Below are 15947 nucleotides of genomic sequence, written 5' to 3' on the forward strand. Positions count from 1 at the left end.
CTTTCTTTCGGATCAGGTCGGCTTGGAGCGGCGGTGCCTTGTTCGCGACCCGAGTGGGGTCTGGTGCGTGCAGCTGCAAGGCGGAGGAGGGAGTCAACGCGGTGGGGGAGTTGGCGACCGACGACAACGCCGCAGATGGGCGTGCCAGACCCCACGACCGACGGCAAGATCCGAAAGAGAGCTCCTAAGCCGCCCGGCCGGCGGTGTCGGGGGTCTCGCCGTGCTTCGCACGGAGCAGTTCCCGGCGCTTGGCGTCCTTGACCCACCAGGTGCGCACTCCGGGCTTGCGCGCCTCGTACGCCAGTTGCCAGACGGTGCTCCTGCACACGAACTCCTTGAGCCTTCCGCCCAGGCGGCCGCCGAGGTAGAGGCTGATCGCGAGGTCGTTCCTGCGGGCGAACTGGAAGACGCCGGAGCGCCGCCCGAGGCTCAGGCACTGGCCGGCGAACCCCACGTCGATGGGTGTGGGCCGTTCGCCGGCGATCCGGCTGAGCACGGTCTCGGTGGCCTGCGGGCCGAGCTGGACCGCGGACTGGCAGCCCAGCCGGAACGGCAGGTCCGACGGTGCCGCGGAGTCCCCGGCCGCGACGATGCGCGGGTCGTCCACGCTGGTCAGGGTCTCGTCGGTGCGCAGGCGGCCCAGGGCGTCGGTGCTCAGCCCGCTGCGCGCGGCCAGGTCCGGCACGCCGAACCCGGCGGTCCAGACGGTCACCTCACTCGGCAGCTCGCGGCCGTCGGCGAGCCGCACGGTGTCGCGGGTCACCGCCGTGACCTGGGTGTCGGGGCCGTCGAGCACGGTCACCCCGAGCGCCGCCAGCCGCCTGGCGACCGCGCGTCGGCCCCGGGGGTGCAGATACGGGCCGAGCACACCGCCGCAGACCAGGGTGACGGTGCGGCCCGCCTCCGCCAGTTCGGCGGCGGTCTCGATGCCGGCCGGGCCCGCGCCGACGACCGTCACCGCGGCCGAGGCGGGCGCGGCGGCGACGACCGGCCGCAGCCGCTCGGCCTCCTCCAGGTCGGCGAGCGGGTAGGCGAACTCGGCCGCTCCGGGGACGTTCTGGTCGGCGCTGCCGCTGCCCACCGCGTAGATCAGGTAGTCGTAGCCGACCGTGCCGCCCGATGCCAGCTCCACGTGACGCCCGGCGGCGTCGATCCGGGTCACGGTGTCGACCGTCAGCCGGACGCGGTCGGCCAGGATCTTCGCGTAGTCGACGACCGCGTCGTCGGACCCGCCGACCAGTTGGTGCAGGCGGATCCGCTCGACGAAGGTCGGGCGCGGGTTGATCAGCGTCACGGTCACGTCGTCGCGCTGCGTCAGGCGGTTGGCGGCCATGACGCCGGCGTATCCGCCGCCGATCACGACGACATCGGTGTTCTCAGCCATGACGTCTCCTCCATGTTCGGTGGTTCGGCCTCAAGACACCGCGCCGTCGATCTCTGTGACAGCATGTGAGGCAGATCACTCCGCTTACCGACGTGTGCCCGGAGATGACCGGAACGGGTCCGGGGAGGCCCGGAGACGGCCCGGACGGTCTAGAGGTCCCCTGCCGGGTCGCCCGTCCCCGGGGTGACCGTCCCCGGGGTGATCAGCCCGGTCTCGTAGGCCACGACGACGGCCTGGGCGCGGTCCCGCAGCCGGAGCTTGGCGAGGATCCGGGCCACGTGGGTCTTCACGGTGGCCTCGCTGAGACGGAAGCGCGCGGCGAGTTCGGCGTTGCTCAGGCCGGTGCCGAGCGAGCGGAGGACCTCGAGTTCGCGAGGGGTGAGCACCGCCAGGTCGCGGTGCAGGGCGACGGAGGCCGCCGTCTCGCGGGCGACGAAGCGTTCGACCAGGCGCCGGGTGATGGCCGGCGCGAGCAGCGCGTCACCGGTACGGGCGAGCCGGACGGCGGCGACCAGGTGTTCGGGGGTGACGTCCTTGAGGAGGAAGCCGCTCGCCCCGGCCGCGAGGGCCGCGTACACGTAACGGTCGAGGTCGAAGGTGGTCAGCATGATGACGCGGGGCGGGTCGGGCGGTACGGCGCCGGAGAGGATCCGCCGGGTGGCTTCCAGGCCGTCGGTCCCGGGCATCCGGATGTCCATGAGGACCAGGTCGGGGCGGGTGCGGCGGACCGCGTCGACGGCCTGGTCGCCGTCGCAGGCCTCGGCGACGACGTCGATGCCGTCCGCCGCCAGGATCATGCCGAAGCCGGTGCGGACCAGCGCCTGGTCGTCGGCGATCACCACGCGCGGCGGCCGCTCGGTCACGCGAGCTCCGCCACGGGCGCCACGGGCTCCACGGGCTCTACGGGGATGACGGCGCGGACCTCGAAGCCGCCGGTGGGGCGTTCGCTCGCGTGCAGGGTCGCGCCGTAGACGGCGAGGCGTTCGCGGAGGCCGATCAGACCGCGGCCGCCCCCGGCACCGTCCGGCGCGGCGGACGTGCCGCCGGTGTCGGACACCTCGATGCGCACCGCGCCGGGGACGTGGTCGATGGCGACCCGCACCCGGCTGCCGACGGCATGCCTGACCGTGTTGGTCAGCGCCTCCTGGACCACGCGGTACGCGGCCAGGTCGGCGCCGGCGGCGAGCGGGGCCGGGGTGCCGGTGACGGTCAGCTCGACGGGCACGCCGCTCTCGCGCACCCGGTCGGTGAGGGCGGGCACCTGGGCGAGGCCGGGCTGCGGCGCCAGACCGGCCCCGGCGGCCGGGTCGCAGGCGCCCGCGGTCCCCTCCGGGTCCCCGTTCCCGTCCTCCCCGTCAGTGGCCATGGTGAGCAGGCCCATGACGTGGCGCAGTTCGGCCATCGCCGTGCGTCCGCCCGCCTCGACGGCCAGCAGCGCCCGGCGGGCCCGGTCGGGCGCGGTGTCCATCACCTTGCGGGCCGCGCCCGCCTGGATCACCATCACGCTCACATTGTGGGTGACGACATCGTGCAGTTCGCGCGCGATCCGGGAACGCTCGCGGTCGACGGCCAGCCGCATGGCGGCCTCGTGCTCCTCCTCCAGAGCGGTCAGCCGCTGCTTCCAGATGTGGACCGCGTTGGCCCCCAGTCCCACCCCGAGCAGCGCGAGGAACGGCACGAGACCGGGAGCGAACGACGGGAAGTTCTCGTCGCGCAGTACGGCGAGCAGAGCGGCGCCGGCCACCAGACCGGCCAGCGCCCGCGCCCGGTACGGGCTGTACACGGCCGCGCTGTAGGCGGCGACCACACAGGACAGGAACGTGTACGGGGTGGGGTCGCCGCCGCTCAGGTGCTGGTTGAACAGCAGGCTCGCGACGATCACCGCCCAGAACGCGGACAGCGGGTACCTCCGGCGCACCACCAGGGGCAACGCGGTCAGGGCGGCCAGCACCAGCTGCCAGGGCTGGACGGCTCCGGCGAGCTGCGTCACGCCCACTGCCCCGTCCGGGAACGGACCGATATACGGGACGCCGGGCGCGGGTATCCGCGGCGGCACCGGCACGAGTCCCGGAGGGACCGGCGCGGTGCCGCCGCCCTGCCGGTAGGCGGCGAGGACCGTGCAGGCGGCGAGGACGAAGGCGAGGATCGCGTCCGCCGTCCACATCCACCGGGACGGGCGGGGCAGCGGGCTCCGGCGCAGCAGGGCCGCGGCCCCCGTCCGCCACCGCTCCACGATCTCCACCCGCCACCGCTCCACGATCTCCGCCCGCACAGCCCTGCCCGCCCCGCCCATGCGCACAGTGTGGCAACCCGCGTGGCCTCCCACATCCGTCCCGCTGCGGACGACGGCGCGTCGGACTACATCCGTCGCGTACATCGCAGGGATGACGTGTCCGGCGGGTCATCCCGGGGCGGGAGCGGGTCTCGCCGTCAGAGGCGACGACCCGGGCCGGGGCCTGCCCCTAGCTTCGGACCGAACCGTCGAACGCCGACCCTGGAGGCACCGTGACAGCGACCGCGCCCGTCATCGACATGCGGGCTGTGAGCAGGACGTACGGGGAGGGGCCGCCGGCCCTCGCCGACGTGACGCTGAGCGTGGCCGCCGGGGAAGCGCTCGCCGTTCTCGGGCCGTCCGGCAGCGGCAAGTCCACGCTGCTCAACCTGATCGCGGGGCTCGACCGGCCGAGTGCGGGCAGCGTCACGGTGGACGGGCTGCGGGTGGACGAGCTGGGCGAGGCCGGGTCGGCGCGGTACCGGCGCACCAAGGTCGGCATGGTGTTCCAGTTCTTCAATCTGCTGGACGACCTGACGGTCACCGACAACGTGCTGCTGCCCGCCCAGTTGGCGGGGATGCCCCGGGCCGAGGCCCGCGCACGGGCCGCCGGTCTGCTGGCGGACCTGCGCATCGAGCGGCACGCGGACGCCTACCCCGGCAGGTTGTCCGGCGGGGAGCGGCAGCGGGTCGCGGTCGCGCGGGCCCTGATGAACCGTCCGGCCCTGCTGCTGGCCGACGAGCCCACCGGCGCGCTGGACACCGCCTCCGGCGCGGACGTCCGGGAGCTGCTCGCCGAACTCAACGCGTCGGGGCAGACGATCGTCCTGGTGACCCACGATCTGAGTCTCGCCGCGTCGTGTGCGACCCGGACCGTCGAGCTGGTCGACGGTCGCGTCGTGCGGGACACCAGGAGCGTCAGGGGCGCGGCGGCGGTGGCCCGATGAGCGCCCTCGGCCGGGTGGTGCGCGCCGGGGTCGGGCGACGGCGGGTGCAGACCGCCGTGATGATCATGACGACGCTGATGGCCGTCACCGCGTCGGTGCTCGCCGCCGGGCTGCTCGTCGCGTCCCAGGCCCCCTTCGACCACGCCTTCGCCCAGCAGCACGGCGCCCATCTGACCGCGCGGTTCGACGGTGCGAAGGTGACGGCCGCGGAACTCACGGCGACCTCCCACGCGTCGGGCGTGACCGCCGCGGCCGGGCCCTTCCGGACCGTCTCGGTACGCGCGCGTACCGCCTCGTCCTCGGAGATCGTGCCGGAAGGCGTCGATCTGCCGCCGGTGACCGTCGCGGGCCGGGAGGACGCAGGCGGCGGGGTCGACCGGGTCGATCTCGTGTCCGGCGCCTGGCTCACCGGCCCCGGCCAGATCGTGGTGGCCAGGGGCATGCTGCCCGTCGAACCGGGCGCGCGGCTGACGTTCCCCGACGCGCCGGGCAGCCCCACGCTGACCGTGGTCGGGGTCGCCCGGTCGGTGACCGGCACCGCGGACGCCTGGGTGACTCCCTCGCGGGCCGCGTCGCTGGACGCGCCGGGCGGCGCCCCCACGTACGAGATGCTCTACCGCTTCGCTCGCGCGGGGACGGACGCCCAGGTGGCCGCCGACCGGGCCGCGATCACCGCGGCGGCGCCGAAGGGCGCGCTGACCGGGTCGCAGTCCTATCTGACGGTCAAGCAGGAGGAGACCGCCAACGCGATGGCGTTCGTGCCGTTCCTGGCCGCTTTCGGTGTGCTCGGGCTGCTCCTGTCGGTCCTGGTCATCGGCATCGTCGTCAGTGGCGCGGTGGGAGCCGCGACCCGGCGCATCGGCATCCTCAAGTCCGTCGGCTTCACCCCGGCGCAGGTCGTACGGGCCTACGTCGGGCAGGCGTTGATCCCCGCGGCGGTCGGCTGCGCCCTGGGGCTGGTGGTGGGCAATCTGCTGGCCGTCCCCGTGCTCGGGGAGGTCGGCGAGGCCTTCGACGGTCCGTCGGCGTCGATCCCCCTCTGGATCGACGCAGCCGTGCCCGCCGCGGCCCTCGCCCTGGTCGCCTGCGCCGCTCTGGTGCCCGCGCTGCGCGCCGGACGGCTGCGCACCGTGGCGGCTATCACCACCGGACGCACGCCCGGCACCGGCCGGGGGCGCCTGGCGCGGCGGCTCACGGGACGGCTCGCGGTGCCGCGCGCGGTCAGCCTCGGGCTGGCGGGCCCCTTCGCCCGGCCGGCGCGGTCGGCGACGATGGCCGCCGCGGTGGTCTTCGGCGCCGCCGCCGTCACCTTCGGGGTCGGGCTCGCCCTCACGCTCGGGGCCGTCCAGTCGGGCCGCATGCTCAACTCGGGCGGGTCGGTCGTCGTCGGGACGGGCGGCGGGCAGGCGCCGCCCGGTGCGCAGGCCGTCCACGTGGGCGGCGGTCCCGAGGAGCCGAAGGCCGACCCGGCCGAGATCGCCGCCGCGCTCGGCGCGCAGCAGGGGACCAGCCGCTTCTACGGCACGACCCAGGCGGAGGTGACCGCGTCCGGCGTCACCGGCGCCACCACCGTGGTGGCCTACCAGGGCGACGCCTCGTGGGGCGGCCCCCCGATGGTCTCGGGCGACTGGCTGGACGGGCCCGGCCAGGCCGTGGTCACCACCCGGTTCCTGAAGGCCGCCGGGATCCGGGTCGGCGACACGGTGACCCTGACGGAGCAGGGGCGGAGCGTCCCGGTACGGATCGTCGGCGAGGCGTTCTTCACCGAGGGCGACGGCATGGAACTCCTGACCCCGGCCTCGACCCTCACCGCGCTCGGGCTGGACGCGACACCGGGCCGGTACGACGTGGAGACGAAACCGGGCACGGATCCGGCGCGCTACCTGGCCTCGCTCAACGACACGCTCGACCCCCTCGGTGCCGTCGCCCAGGCGAACACCGCCGACGACTCCAGCGTGATCGCCGCCATGGACGCGCTGATCGGGACCCTCACCCTCATGCTCGTCGTGGTCGCCGGTCTGGGGGTGCTCAACACCGTCGTCCTCGACACCCGCGAGCGCGTCCACGACCTCGGCGTCCTCAAGGCCCTGGGCATGGCCCCCCGCCAGACCCTGACCATGGTCGTCACCTCGGTCGCCGGAATCGGGCTGCCGGCCGGCGCGCTGGCGGTCCCGGTCGGCGTGGCCCTGCACCACTACGTCACGCCGCTCATGGGTGACGCCGTCGGCATGACCCTGCCCCCCTCGCACATCGGCGTCTACGACGCGCCCGAGCTGGCCCTGCTCGCCCTGGGCGGGCTGGTCATCGCGGTGGCGGGCGCCCTGCTGCCGGCCGGCTGGGCCGCCAGGACGACCACCGCCACCGCCCTGCGCACCGAGTGACCGTGCCTACGCCGCCGTGCGCGCGCCCTCGCCGTTCCGCCTGAACGCCCACTCCGCCCTCGGCTCCACCACGCACCGGAAGACCCGTCGGACGGGGGAGGTGCACAGCAGGGTGACGGTCAGGGCGGCGACGAGGGTGACGGCGAGGGCGCCGAGCGGCTGGTGGATCCAGGGGTGGTCGTACCAGTGGGCGGGTCCGGCGACCTGCTTGACGAAGCCGTGCAGGAGATAGCCGTAGAGCGTGGCCGCGCCCAGAGCGGTGAACCAGGTGGGGCGTCCCGGCACCCAGGCCAGGAAACAGGCCACCAGGACGAGGGAGCAGCCGAAGGTGGCGAGGGTCATCACGGGGCCGTACCAGGCGGGCGCCCCCAGTTGCACGGCGCTGTCGTCGTGGAAGAACCAGGCGTGGACGCCTCGCGGGGCCGCCCAGTACGCCACGGCCAGGGCGGCGGCGAAGACCGGCACCGCCAGGACGCGTACCGCGCGGCGGCGCACCAGCCGGAAGTGCTCGGGCTTCAGCAGCAGGCCCAGGACGAAGTAGGGCAGGAACTGGAGGACTCGTTGGAGGGCGAGGTCCGTGCCGATGGCGGACGAGAGGGTCGCGAGCATCGCGACGACCAGCGCGAGCGGCAGCGGCCACCGGACGAGGCGCCAGACCGGCGCGGTCAGCCGCCAGATGAACAGGGCGGCCAGGAACCAGGTCAGGTAGAGGGGGTCCAGCAGGCTGATGTCGCGTTCCGGGGCGTCGTCGGTCCACCTCGTGACGAGGGTGTACGCCACCTCGAAGACCACGTACGGCACGGCCACGCCGGTGATCAGGCGCTTGACGCGGCGCGGGCTGCCGTCGAAGCCGCGGGAGAAGTGGCCGGAGATGACGATGAACGCCGGCATGTGGAAGGCGTACACGAGGGTGTAGAGCGCGGTGACGGTGCGGCTGCCCTCGCGCAGGGGCTCCCAGGCGTGGCCCACGGCGACCAGCAGTATCGCCAGGTACTTGGCGTTGTCGAAGAAGGCGTCTCGCGTCGTCGCGGACGCGGCCTGCGCCGGGGCGGCGGGCATCGGGGCGGCCTGCGCCGGCTGAGCCTGCGGTGGCTCGCCCTGCGGTGGCTGAGCCTGTGGTGGCTCGGCCTGTGTCGGCTCGGTGTCGTTCGAGGGCAGTGTGGCCTGCCCGATGCCCTCCTGGCGCAACCCGGACAGACCAGAACACCTCTCACACGACCGTGCCCCCTGCCCCGGGACCCGCTGGGGGGGGGAAGCTCCGACACCTTTACCGGGGCCCTGCTTACCGTCTTCCGGCCGGCTAAACATCCCGACGCGGCCGAAGGTCAGAGGCGGCGTCGCGGGTCCGGGTCTGGGTCCGCCGTCGTGTCCGCCGTTGTCTCAGCCTCTTCGCCTGCGCCTGCGCTTGCGCCCTCGCCTGCGCCTGCGCCTGCACCTTCGTCTTCGTCTTCGTCTTCGTCTTCGTCGTGGGGCTGTCCGAGGAGTTCGCGCAGCAGCCGTTCGTCGTCGGGGCCGAGGCCGGCGACGAAACTGGCCAGCACGGCCTCGCGGTCCCGCTCGGCGTCCAGCACCCTGCGCATGCGGTGGGCGGCGAGACCCGCCTCGTCGGACGCGGGCAGCCATGCGAACGAGCGCCCGCCGCGCTCGCGGGTGACCGCGCCCTTGGCCAGCAGACGGGTGAGGATCGTGATCACCGTCGTATAGGCGAGACCGCCGCCCAGGCGTTCCTGCACCCACCCGGCGGTGGCCGGACCGTCCGCCTCCCGCAGCGCCGACAGGACCAACGCCTCCAGCTCGCCCTGGCCCCGCCGCCGGGGACGCTGCCGGTGATCCGTCACGCCCCGTCTCCTCTCCGCCGCCGTCCGTTTCCCGGTCCGACATCGTATAGACGCCGCTCGCCGCAGCCGCCGCACTCACTGGTCGACAACGCCGCCGTCGCCCACGCCCAGCACGCCTGACGCCCCTCGCCCCTCCCCCGGCTTCGGGCTCACAGCCTGCCGAACGCCACCCCGCGCCAGATCCAGCCCGCCGCCAGCACCGCCTCCCGCAGCGGTTCCTTCATCTCCGCCGGGTCGAAGCGGTACGTCTCCTGGAGGCGCCGGCGGCCGTCGGGGTCGCGCTCGACCACCCACCGGCGGGAGACCGTGGTCACCTGTCCGCGGCCGAACTCCCGCGCCACGGCGAGCCGGGGCGGGTCACCGACCCAGGTGACCTCACGCCACTCGTCGACGCTGCGCACCTCGTGGGTGCCCGGCAGCAGACGCATCCGCGTCTTCAGCGTCTGTTGCATCCGCACCCGGACGAAGTACGTGTGCCAGGAGGGCTCCCGGACCCGCCACTCCGCCACCAGATCGGCGCGCTCCTCGGGCAGCGCGTCGCGTATCCGGTACGGAACCTCCGGGCCGTTGATCGCGAACAGCGCGGCCCGGACCTCCTCGGCGGAGCGCGGCACGAGACCGCCCTCGGGGTGCCTGGTTCCGGTCAACTTGTCGAAAAAACCCATCCGATCAACCTAGGGCACAGGCGAGTACGACCACCCGGGCCGCCCGGACATCTCGTCCGGCAGAGGGTCGAACCGCCCCCGCGCCCGCCGCTAGGGCCTTTCTTTCGGATCAGGTCGGCTTGGAGCGGCGGTGCCTTGTTCGCGACCCGAGTGGGGTCTGGTGCGTGCAGCTGCAAGGCGGAGGAGGGAGTCAACGCGATGGGGGTCCCCCCGCGCGAGCGCAGTCGAGCGTGGGGGAGTTGGCGACCGACGACAACGCCGCAGATGGGCGTGCCAGACCCCACGACCGACGGCAAGATCCGAAAGAGAGGCCCTAGTCTTGCCCCTCATGGGGAAAACCGCAGGTGGGCAGATGGCGGTCGTGGCCGCGTTGGTGCGGTCGGCGTTCCTCGTGAACGCCGTGTACGCCGAATCGAGCCGCGCCCACGGCATCACTCCGCAGCAGGGCCAACTGCTGTGCGTGCTGATGCCGCAGCCGTACGGCATGAGCGAACTCGGCGAGATGCTCGGGCTCGCCAAGTCGAGCCTGACGGGGCTGGTGGACCGGACCGTCCAGCGCGGACTGGTCCGGCGCGAGCCGGATCCGCGGGACGGGCGGGCCGTCCGCGTCGGACTCACCGAGCAGGGCGACCGGCTCGCGCAGGGGTTCTACGACGAGACGTGCCGCCGCCTCGAGAACCTGCCCTCGGGGCTGAACACGAACGAACGCGACCGGCTCGCCGCGCTGCTCGCCCGCGTCGTCCTCGACAACAAGGTGCCCGAGGTCTTCACCGACCCCGCAGCCTGACCCACCGACCCCGCCGCCTGACCCCTGCCGTCGCGTGACCCTGCCATCTCCCGCTCACCCGCTCACTCGACGGAAGTCGCTTCGCGCTCCTTGTGAGCTCGTGCGGCGATCCTCAATGTCAAGGTCACCGCGACCGACGTGAGCGCCATGGCGGTCATCGCCGTCGCCGGTGAGGTGAGTTGGGCGACCGCCCCGGCCAGCGCCGCGCTCACACCCTGCATCGTGAGCATTCCGGCCGAGTGCAACCCCAGTGCGTGGCCGCTCAGTTCGGGCGGGGTGAGGGCCATCAGCCGCTCCTGCTGGATCAGGCTCGCGCCGAAGCCGACGGAGGCGAGGGCGGCGCAGGCCGCGGCGAGCGGGAGGGCCGGGCGCAGGGCGAAGAAGGCGTAGGGAGTGGCCAGGAGCAGGAGGAGCGGAGTGGCCAGACGGGGACGCAGGGCCGGCGGGACGAGCCGCCCCACGGTCACGTCCCCGACCAGCATGCCCAGCGCCCCGCACGCGAACAACGTGCCCGCCGCCTCGGGGTCGTAGGACACGAAGAGCGCCTCGCAGCCGACGACCAGGCCGTTGGGGAGCCACAGGCCCAGATAGGTGAGGCGGCGGGGGCGGGAGGACCACAGGACCGCGTTGGTGCGCCGAGTCGCCGCGACCGAGGGACGGCCGGAGGCCCGCGGGGGGCGGACGGTCAGGCCGAGGCGGGTGACCACGGCGGCCGTCGCGTGGAGCAGGGCGGCGAGCAGCAGGACAGCACGCGGGGAGAACGCGGTCACGAGGGCGCCGCCACCGGCGAATCCGATGATCTGCATCAGCCCGCTCAGCATGTTGAAGAGCGAACGCCCCGGCAGATAGCCGTCCTTGGCGAGGATCTCGTTCAGCAGGCCCCAGCGGACGCCCCCGCCGAGCGAGGCGACCAGCCCCTGGAGGAGCACGACCGCGAAGAGCCCCCACACCGGCAGCCCGGGCAGCGCCATGACGGCCGTCGCGACGGCGAAGGCGAGGGAGAGGCCGGTCAGCGCCGACCTCGGGGGCAGCCGGTCGGCGCCCGAGAGGAAGAAGGTCGCGCCCAAGACCTGCGCGAGCGACGGGCCGAACATGCTCACCGCCGACAGCAGCGGGGAGTCGGTGGCCCGGTAGACGAGCGTGCCGAGGGCGAGCCCGCTCACCGTCCCGGCGGCGGTCTGAGCGGCGGCGGCAAGGAAGAGGGGCGTGAACTCGGGGGTGCGGAAGAGCTGTCGGTATGTGTGGCCGGTCATGGGGCGGAGTCTGCGACGGGCCGTAGCGGGATGGTTATTGTTTCGCCCGACCGCGAAACGTCGGGTCCGGGCACCGCACGGGCAGGGGTACCGACACAGGTCCGGGCACGGGCTCGGGCACGGGTGAGGGTGAGGGGCGCAGGGGTATGGGCTGGTGGCAGGTGAACGCGGACACCCTGGCGCGCAGCCGGTTCGTGCTCTCGCCGCTCGCCGAGACCTTCGCGAGCCTGAAGCTGCTGCACGCGGGCGTGGGTACGCATCCCGGCGAGCACGACTGGCTGCGCGACCGTCTCCCCGGCTACCGCGCCGTCCTGGCGGCCGACCCGGTGACCGCGCTGCTGGTGCGGGCCGGGCTCGGACGGAGCTGGGTCGCCGACTTCCTCACGCCGACGCCGAGGGACGGCGAGAGCTTCGAGGAGGGTGTGGCCCGCATACGGGCGGCCGACCCGGCCCAGGCCCGCGCCCATCTGCGGATGTCCCTGGCCGGCCCGCTCCCCGCCGCCCTGGACCGCGACGACCTGCCGGAGCGGGCGGCCGGGCTGCTGGAGTACGTCTGGGAGGCGGGCGTACGGCCGCACTGGGAACGGCGACGGCGCGTCCTGGAGGCCGATGTCGTCGCGCGGACCGCGCAGGTGAGCCGGGGCGGCTGGGCCGCCGTACTGGACTCGCTGCGGCCGGGGACGCGGTGGCTCGGCGAGAGTCGGTTTCAGGTCAACCTGCACGAGTATCCGCCCCGCGAGATCTCCGGTGCCGAACTGGTGTTCGTGCCGGTCACCCCGAAGACCGGGTGGGTGTCGTGGGACGAGCGGGAACGGTACGCCGTCGTCTATCCCTGTACGGGGGCGCTCGCCGAGGACCACCGGGACCGGGCCCGTGCCGTACCCGCCGCGCTGGGCGCCCTGCTGGGGCCGGGGCGGGCCGCGGTGCTGATCCTCCTCGCCGGCCCCCTGAGCACCACCCAGCTGGTCGCCCTGACCGGGCAGGGCCTCGGCTCGGTCGGCCGCCATCTGCGGGTACTGCTGGACGCGGGACTGGTGGAGCGACGGCGCGCGGGGCGGTCGGTGCTGTACTCGCGGACCGCGGCGGGCGAGGTCCTGGCCAGGGCCGCCGCCGGGTAGGCGTCCCGCGGGGCCGAGCGGGGCGGGGCAGCACGGCGACGGGCCGGAACCGGAAGCGGGGGACGGCCCCGGAAGGGGTGGGTTCACCGCCCGGGGCTAGCATCCGGAGCATGACTACTGATGCCGGTGCCTCTCCCCTCGACGTCTCGATCGATGCCCTCAAGGGCGGTTCCGCGGAGCTCTCCCAGTACGCGGGCAAGGCCGTGCTCGTGGTGAACGTGGCCTCCAAGTGCGGCCTGACCCCGCAGTACACGGGCCTGGAGAAGCTCCAGGAGCGGTACGCCGCCCAGGGCTTCACCGTGCTCGGCGTGCCCTGCAACCAGTTCCTCGGACAGGAGCCCGGCACCGCCGAGGAGATCGCCGAGTTCTGCTCGGCCACCTATGGCGTGTCCTTCCCGCTGACCGAGAAGGTCGAGGTCAACGGCGCGGAGCGGCACCCGCTGTACGAGCGGCTCGTCGGGTTCGCGGACGGTGAGGGCCACGACGGCGACATCCGCTGGAACTTCGAGAAGTTCCTGATCGGGCGGGACGGGTCCGTCGTCGCCCGCTTCTCCCCGCAGACCGAGCCCGAGGCCGCCGAGGTCGTCGCGGCCATCGAGAGCCAGCTGGGCTAGTCGGGAGCCGGTCGAACCGGTCGGGTCTGGCCGAACCGGTCGGTCTGGCCGGTCGGATCGGGCCGGTCGGGTCGGATCGGCCGGCTTGACCTTGCCCCTGGGGCAGGGCGGAGCCTCCTCGTCGCCGGGCGCGAAGGCCGCCCGGCGACGGAGGACGACGGGGGTGCGGGGTGGACATCGGCGACGACGGCGCCCTGCTCACGATCGGCGCGTTCGCCGCGCGGGCCCGGCTCTCGGCCAAGGCGCTACGGCTGTACGACCGGCTCGGGCTGCTCGCCCCGGCGTACATCGACGAGGTCAGCGGTTACCGCTACTACCGGGCCGGCCAGGTGGAACGGGCCCGGCTGGTGGCCATGCTGCGCCAGCTCGACATGCCGCTCGCGCGGATCGCCGAGGTGGTGGAGACCACTGACGGGCCCGCGTCCGGGGAGCTGCTCGCCGCCTACTGGGGCGATGTCGAGACCCGGTTCGCCGCCCAGCGCACCCTCGCCGCCTACCTCCGTGCACGGCTGTCGGGGAGGAGCTCAGAGATGTACGAGAAGTTCGAGGTCCGGTTGGTGGACGTGCCCGAGCAGGTGATCGTCACCGAGACACGGCACACGCTCGCGGACGAGCTGCCCACGTGGATCCCCGCCTCGCTGGGGCGGCTGGAGGAGGCGGCCGGGGAGTGCGGGGGCGTCGTCGGGGCGCCGTACGTCGTCTACCACTCCGCGGTGTCCATGGAGAGCGACGGGCCGGTCGAGTCCTGCGTGCCGGTCGCCGACGAGGCTGCGGCCCGGCGCTGGGCGGCCGCCGCACGGGGTCGGGGCCGGCAGTTCCAGGCGCGGGTCGAGCCCGCCCGGCGGCTCGCGTACACGAGGATCACCAAGGCGCAGGTGGCACACCCGCAGATCCTCGCCCCGTACGAGGCGGTGGAGGCGTGGATGAAGCGGGAGGGCTGGGACTACGACGGGCCCTGCCGGGAGATCTACTTCGCCGACTGGGACACGGCGGGAGCCGAGGACCCGGTGTGTGACGTGGCGTTTCCGGTGAAGCGGGCCTAGCGGGCCCGGTCGCGGCCCCGCGTCGGGGATGTGCCGAGCCCCCTCGGCAAGGACGGCGATCTGGTCGAGGGGGCTCTTGGGTCGTACGCGTGAAGCCGGTCGTACGGGTGAAGCTGGTGGGGCTGGTCCTGCTGGTCCTGCTGGTGGGGCTGTCTCAGGGGATCGTCCCCTTACGCCTTGACCGATGCCACGAAGGTGTTCCACGCGTCGGCGGGGAAGGCCAGGGTCGGGCCCTCGGTGACCTTGGAGTCACGGACGGCCATGGCCGCACGGAGAGGGGACTTGATCTCGACGCACGCGCCGTTGCCCTGGGAATAGGAGGACTTGACCCACTCGTTCGCGGCGCCCTGCTGAATTGCCATGTTCGCTCCGGTAGTCAGTTGCTGAGTTGCTGTCACCACGCCGTGCGCAGATCTCCGTCTGCACGGCATGGTTTGCGCCACCGTTGTTGCTTGATGGCGTGATCGACGCTACTCGCCAACATCGTGATACGGAGCGACTATTCACCCGTCCGGATGGCATATTCCATAGGGACTTCCCTCCGGCCCGGCCGACGGTGTACCTTGCCGCCCCTCATGAAGCGACCTCCCTGGCATAGTCCTTCGCGACCTTCGCGATGAACTCCCGGGTCTGGTCCGCGTTCAGGGCCTGGGCCCGCAGATGCTCGTACATCACGCTGTACTTCTGGACGTCCTGCGGCTTCTCCAGGTACAGGTCGCTGGTGACTCCCTCGATGTAGACCACGCTGGAGTCGGCGGCGTCCGGGAACTCGAGAATCGCGTACTGGCCGCTCACCCCCGGATGCGCGCCCATGGTGAACGGGATCAACTGCACGGTCACGTGCGGCAGCTGGGACATCTCCAGCAGGTAGTCCAGCTGCTCGATCATCACCTGCCGGTTGCCGACCTCGCGACGCAGCGCCGCCTCGTCCAGGACCGCCCACAGACGCAACGGGTTGTCGGCTGTGGAAATACGTTCCTGTCGGCGCAGGCGCACCTGGATCCGCTTCTCGATGTCCGCCGGCGGGGCCTCCGGCAGCGCGCCCGAGATCAGCGCCTCCGCGTACTGACGGGTCTGGAGCAGCCCGGGCACGACCTGCGGGTCGTACACGCGCAGGCTCGCCGCGTCCGTCTCCAGACCGATGTAGACGCTGTACGGAACATCGCCGAAGGCATGCCACCAGCCCTGCTGGCGGGAGTCCTTGGCCATCTCCATCAGCGAGTCGACCATCCGCTGGTCCTCGACCTCGTACACCCCGCACAGATCACGGACGTCACGCTGGCTGATGCTGCGTCGGCCGTTCTCCAGCCGGCTGATCTTCGACTGGGACACCAGCAGGCGCTCGGCCACTTCTTCGGCCGTCATGCCCTTGAGCTCACGGAGCCGACGCAGCTCCTGGCCCAGCCGGCGTCGCCTGACAGTGGGATTGACATTGGACGCCACGGGACGTGCACCTCCGGCTGCGTGTCTGCAAGTGACACTTTGCGTATCTGCTGTTGAGCAGACTGCCACCAAGGTGCTTTCTACCGCTGGAAAACGGTGGATATGCGGCGGGTACACGCCAGTTCGGGTCGGTCCCCGACATGCGTCCGCGCGGGGCGGCGGAACGATGCGTCCCACCACCCCGCGCGGCCGCTGCGGCTCC

15 protein-coding genes are annotated in these 15947 nt (G+C 73.0%); 6 read left to right on the forward strand and 9 right to left on the reverse strand.

All coding sequences use genetic code 11. The features are described 5' to 3' along the window. Positions 1-184 precede the first annotated feature (184 nt). The 3 genes from ACIRPU_RS19780 to ACIRPU_RS19790 form a co-directional block, all read right to left on the reverse strand. Positions 185-1384 carry an NAD(P)/FAD-dependent oxidoreductase gene (locus ACIRPU_RS19780; protein WP_403868774.1) on the reverse strand — a complete coding sequence of 400 codons (1200 nt, stop codon included), beginning with the start codon at positions 1382-1384 and terminating at the stop codon, positions 185-187. A 149-nt stretch (positions 1385-1533) separates the two neighbouring features. After that, complete coding sequence (locus ACIRPU_RS19785) at positions 1534-2247, reverse strand: response regulator (protein ID WP_403868776.1); 714 nt, start codon at positions 2245-2247, stop codon at positions 1534-1536. Beyond that, complete coding sequence (locus ACIRPU_RS19790) at positions 2244-3677, reverse strand: sensor histidine kinase (protein ID WP_403868779.1); 1434 nt, start codon at positions 3675-3677, stop codon at positions 2244-2246. Before ACIRPU_RS19790 ends, ACIRPU_RS19785 begins: the two co-directional genes overlap by 4 nt. Positions 3678-3916: 239 nt before the next feature. Here ACIRPU_RS19790 and ACIRPU_RS19795 point away from each other — a divergent pair, with 239 nt between their 5' ends. Further along, positions 3917-4603, forward strand: a complete 687-nt coding sequence (locus ACIRPU_RS19795; protein ID WP_403869472.1) for an ABC transporter ATP-binding protein — start codon at positions 3917-3919, stop codon at positions 4601-4603. Continuing rightward, positions 4600-6984, forward strand: coding sequence for an FtsX-like permease family protein (locus ACIRPU_RS19800; RefSeq protein WP_403868782.1), 2385 nt, complete (start codon positions 4600-4602; stop codon positions 6982-6984). The genes ACIRPU_RS19795 and ACIRPU_RS19800 overlap by 4 nt, the downstream gene beginning before the upstream one ends. Before the next feature lie 6 nt (positions 6985-6990). Here the strand turns inward: ACIRPU_RS19800 and ACIRPU_RS19805 are convergent, their stop codons facing one another. The 3 genes from ACIRPU_RS19805 to ACIRPU_RS19815 form a co-directional block, all read right to left on the reverse strand. Further along, positions 6991-8043: an acyltransferase family protein gene (locus tag ACIRPU_RS19805; protein ID WP_403869475.1), complete on the reverse strand. Its 1053-nt coding sequence runs from the start codon at positions 8041-8043 to the stop codon at positions 6991-6993. 266 nt (positions 8044-8309) lie between these two features. Continuing rightward, positions 8310-8822: a BlaI/MecI/CopY family transcriptional regulator gene (locus ACIRPU_RS19810; RefSeq protein ID WP_403868785.1), complete on the reverse strand. Its 513-nt coding sequence runs from the start codon at positions 8820-8822 to the stop codon at positions 8310-8312. 149 nt (positions 8823-8971) lie between these two features. Continuing rightward, positions 8972-9487: a hypothetical protein gene (locus tag ACIRPU_RS19815; RefSeq protein ID WP_403868788.1), complete on the reverse strand. Its 516-nt coding sequence runs from the start codon at positions 9485-9487 to the stop codon at positions 8972-8974. Between the two features lie 352 nt (positions 9488-9839). Here ACIRPU_RS19815 and ACIRPU_RS19820 point away from each other — a divergent pair, with 352 nt between their 5' ends. Then, positions 9840-10274 carry a MarR family winged helix-turn-helix transcriptional regulator gene (locus ACIRPU_RS19820; RefSeq protein ID WP_403869478.1) on the forward strand — a complete coding sequence of 145 codons (435 nt, stop codon included), beginning with the start codon at positions 9840-9842 and terminating at the stop codon, positions 10272-10274. A gap of 62 nt (positions 10275-10336) precedes the next feature. On the opposite strand, the gene ACIRPU_RS19825 is transcribed toward ACIRPU_RS19820, so the two are convergent. Further along, on the reverse strand, positions 10337-11527 hold the full coding sequence (locus tag ACIRPU_RS19825; protein WP_403868791.1) for an MFS transporter: 1191 nt from the start codon (positions 11525-11527) through the stop codon (positions 10337-10339). A 146-nt stretch (positions 11528-11673) separates the two neighbouring features. Here ACIRPU_RS19825 and ACIRPU_RS19830 point away from each other — a divergent pair, with 146 nt between their 5' ends. The 3 genes from ACIRPU_RS19830 to ACIRPU_RS19840 all read left to right on the forward strand — a co-directional run bounded on the left by ACIRPU_RS19830 (position 11674) and on the right by ACIRPU_RS19840 (position 14302). Continuing rightward, the gene (locus ACIRPU_RS19830; RefSeq protein WP_384108969.1) at positions 11674-12645 is read left to right on the forward strand and encodes an ArsR family transcriptional regulator; all 972 of its coding nucleotides are present in this window, start codon (positions 11674-11676) and stop codon (positions 12643-12645) included. Between the two features lie 110 nt (positions 12646-12755). Continuing rightward, positions 12756-13259: a glutathione peroxidase gene (locus tag ACIRPU_RS19835; protein ID WP_355708707.1), complete on the forward strand. Its 504-nt coding sequence runs from the start codon at positions 12756-12758 to the stop codon at positions 13257-13259. A 170-nt stretch (positions 13260-13429) separates the two neighbouring features. Next, positions 13430-14302: a MerR family transcriptional regulator gene (locus ACIRPU_RS19840; RefSeq protein ID WP_403868795.1), complete on the forward strand. Its 873-nt coding sequence runs from the start codon at positions 13430-13432 to the stop codon at positions 14300-14302. A gap of 170 nt (positions 14303-14472) precedes the next feature. Here ACIRPU_RS19840 and ACIRPU_RS19845 read toward each other — a convergent pair whose 3' ends face one another. Beyond that, positions 14473-14664, reverse strand: coding sequence for a DUF397 domain-containing protein (locus ACIRPU_RS19845; protein WP_020131958.1), 192 nt, complete (start codon positions 14662-14664; stop codon positions 14473-14475). A 211-nt stretch (positions 14665-14875) separates the two neighbouring features. Continuing rightward, a complete protein-coding gene (locus tag ACIRPU_RS19850; RefSeq protein WP_171397859.1) occupies positions 14876-15745 on the reverse strand; it encodes a helix-turn-helix transcriptional regulator in 870 nt (289 codons plus the stop codon). Positions 15746-15947: the final 202 nt, after the last annotated feature.

The sequence above is a fragment of the Streptomyces sp. NPDC102259 genome (assembly GCF_044766465.1).
Lineage (GTDB): Bacteria > Actinomycetota > Actinomycetes > Streptomycetales > Streptomycetaceae > Streptomyces.

Excerpts from the sequence above, each read along its gene's own strand:
- ACIRPU_RS19805 (WP_403869475.1), bottom strand. The coding sequence starts at position 8,043 with ATGCCCGCCGCCCCGGCGCAGGCCGCGTCCGCGACGACGCGAGACGCC.
- ACIRPU_RS19835 (WP_355708707.1), top strand. The coding sequence starts at position 12,756 with ATGACTACTGATGCCGGTGCCTCTCCCCTCGACGTCTCGATCGATGCC.
- ACIRPU_RS19845 (WP_020131958.1), bottom strand. The coding sequence starts at position 14,664 with ATGGCAATTCAGCAGGGCGCCGCGAACGAGTGGGTCAAGTCCTCCTAT.
- ACIRPU_RS19780 (WP_403868774.1), bottom strand. The coding sequence starts at position 1,384 with ATGGCTGAGAACACCGATGTCGTCGTGATCGGCGGCGGATACGCCGGC.
- ACIRPU_RS19815 (WP_403868788.1), bottom strand. The coding sequence starts at position 9,487 with ATGGGTTTTTTCGACAAGTTGACCGGAACCAGGCACCCCGAGGGCGGT.
- ACIRPU_RS19795 (WP_403869472.1), top strand. The coding sequence starts at position 3,917 with ATGCGGGCTGTGAGCAGGACGTACGGGGAGGGGCCGCCGGCCCTCGCC.
- ACIRPU_RS19800 (WP_403868782.1), top strand. The coding sequence starts at position 4,600 with ATGAGCGCCCTCGGCCGGGTGGTGCGCGCCGGGGTCGGGCGACGGCGG.
- ACIRPU_RS19820 (WP_403869478.1), top strand. The coding sequence starts at position 9,840 with ATGGCGGTCGTGGCCGCGTTGGTGCGGTCGGCGTTCCTCGTGAACGCC.
- ACIRPU_RS19825 (WP_403868791.1), bottom strand. The coding sequence starts at position 11,527 with ATGACCGGCCACACATACCGACAGCTCTTCCGCACCCCCGAGTTCACG.
- ACIRPU_RS19830 (WP_384108969.1), top strand. The coding sequence starts at position 11,674 with ATGGGCTGGTGGCAGGTGAACGCGGACACCCTGGCGCGCAGCCGGTTC.
- ACIRPU_RS19790 (WP_403868779.1), bottom strand. The coding sequence starts at position 3,677 with ATGGGCGGGGCGGGCAGGGCTGTGCGGGCGGAGATCGTGGAGCGGTGG.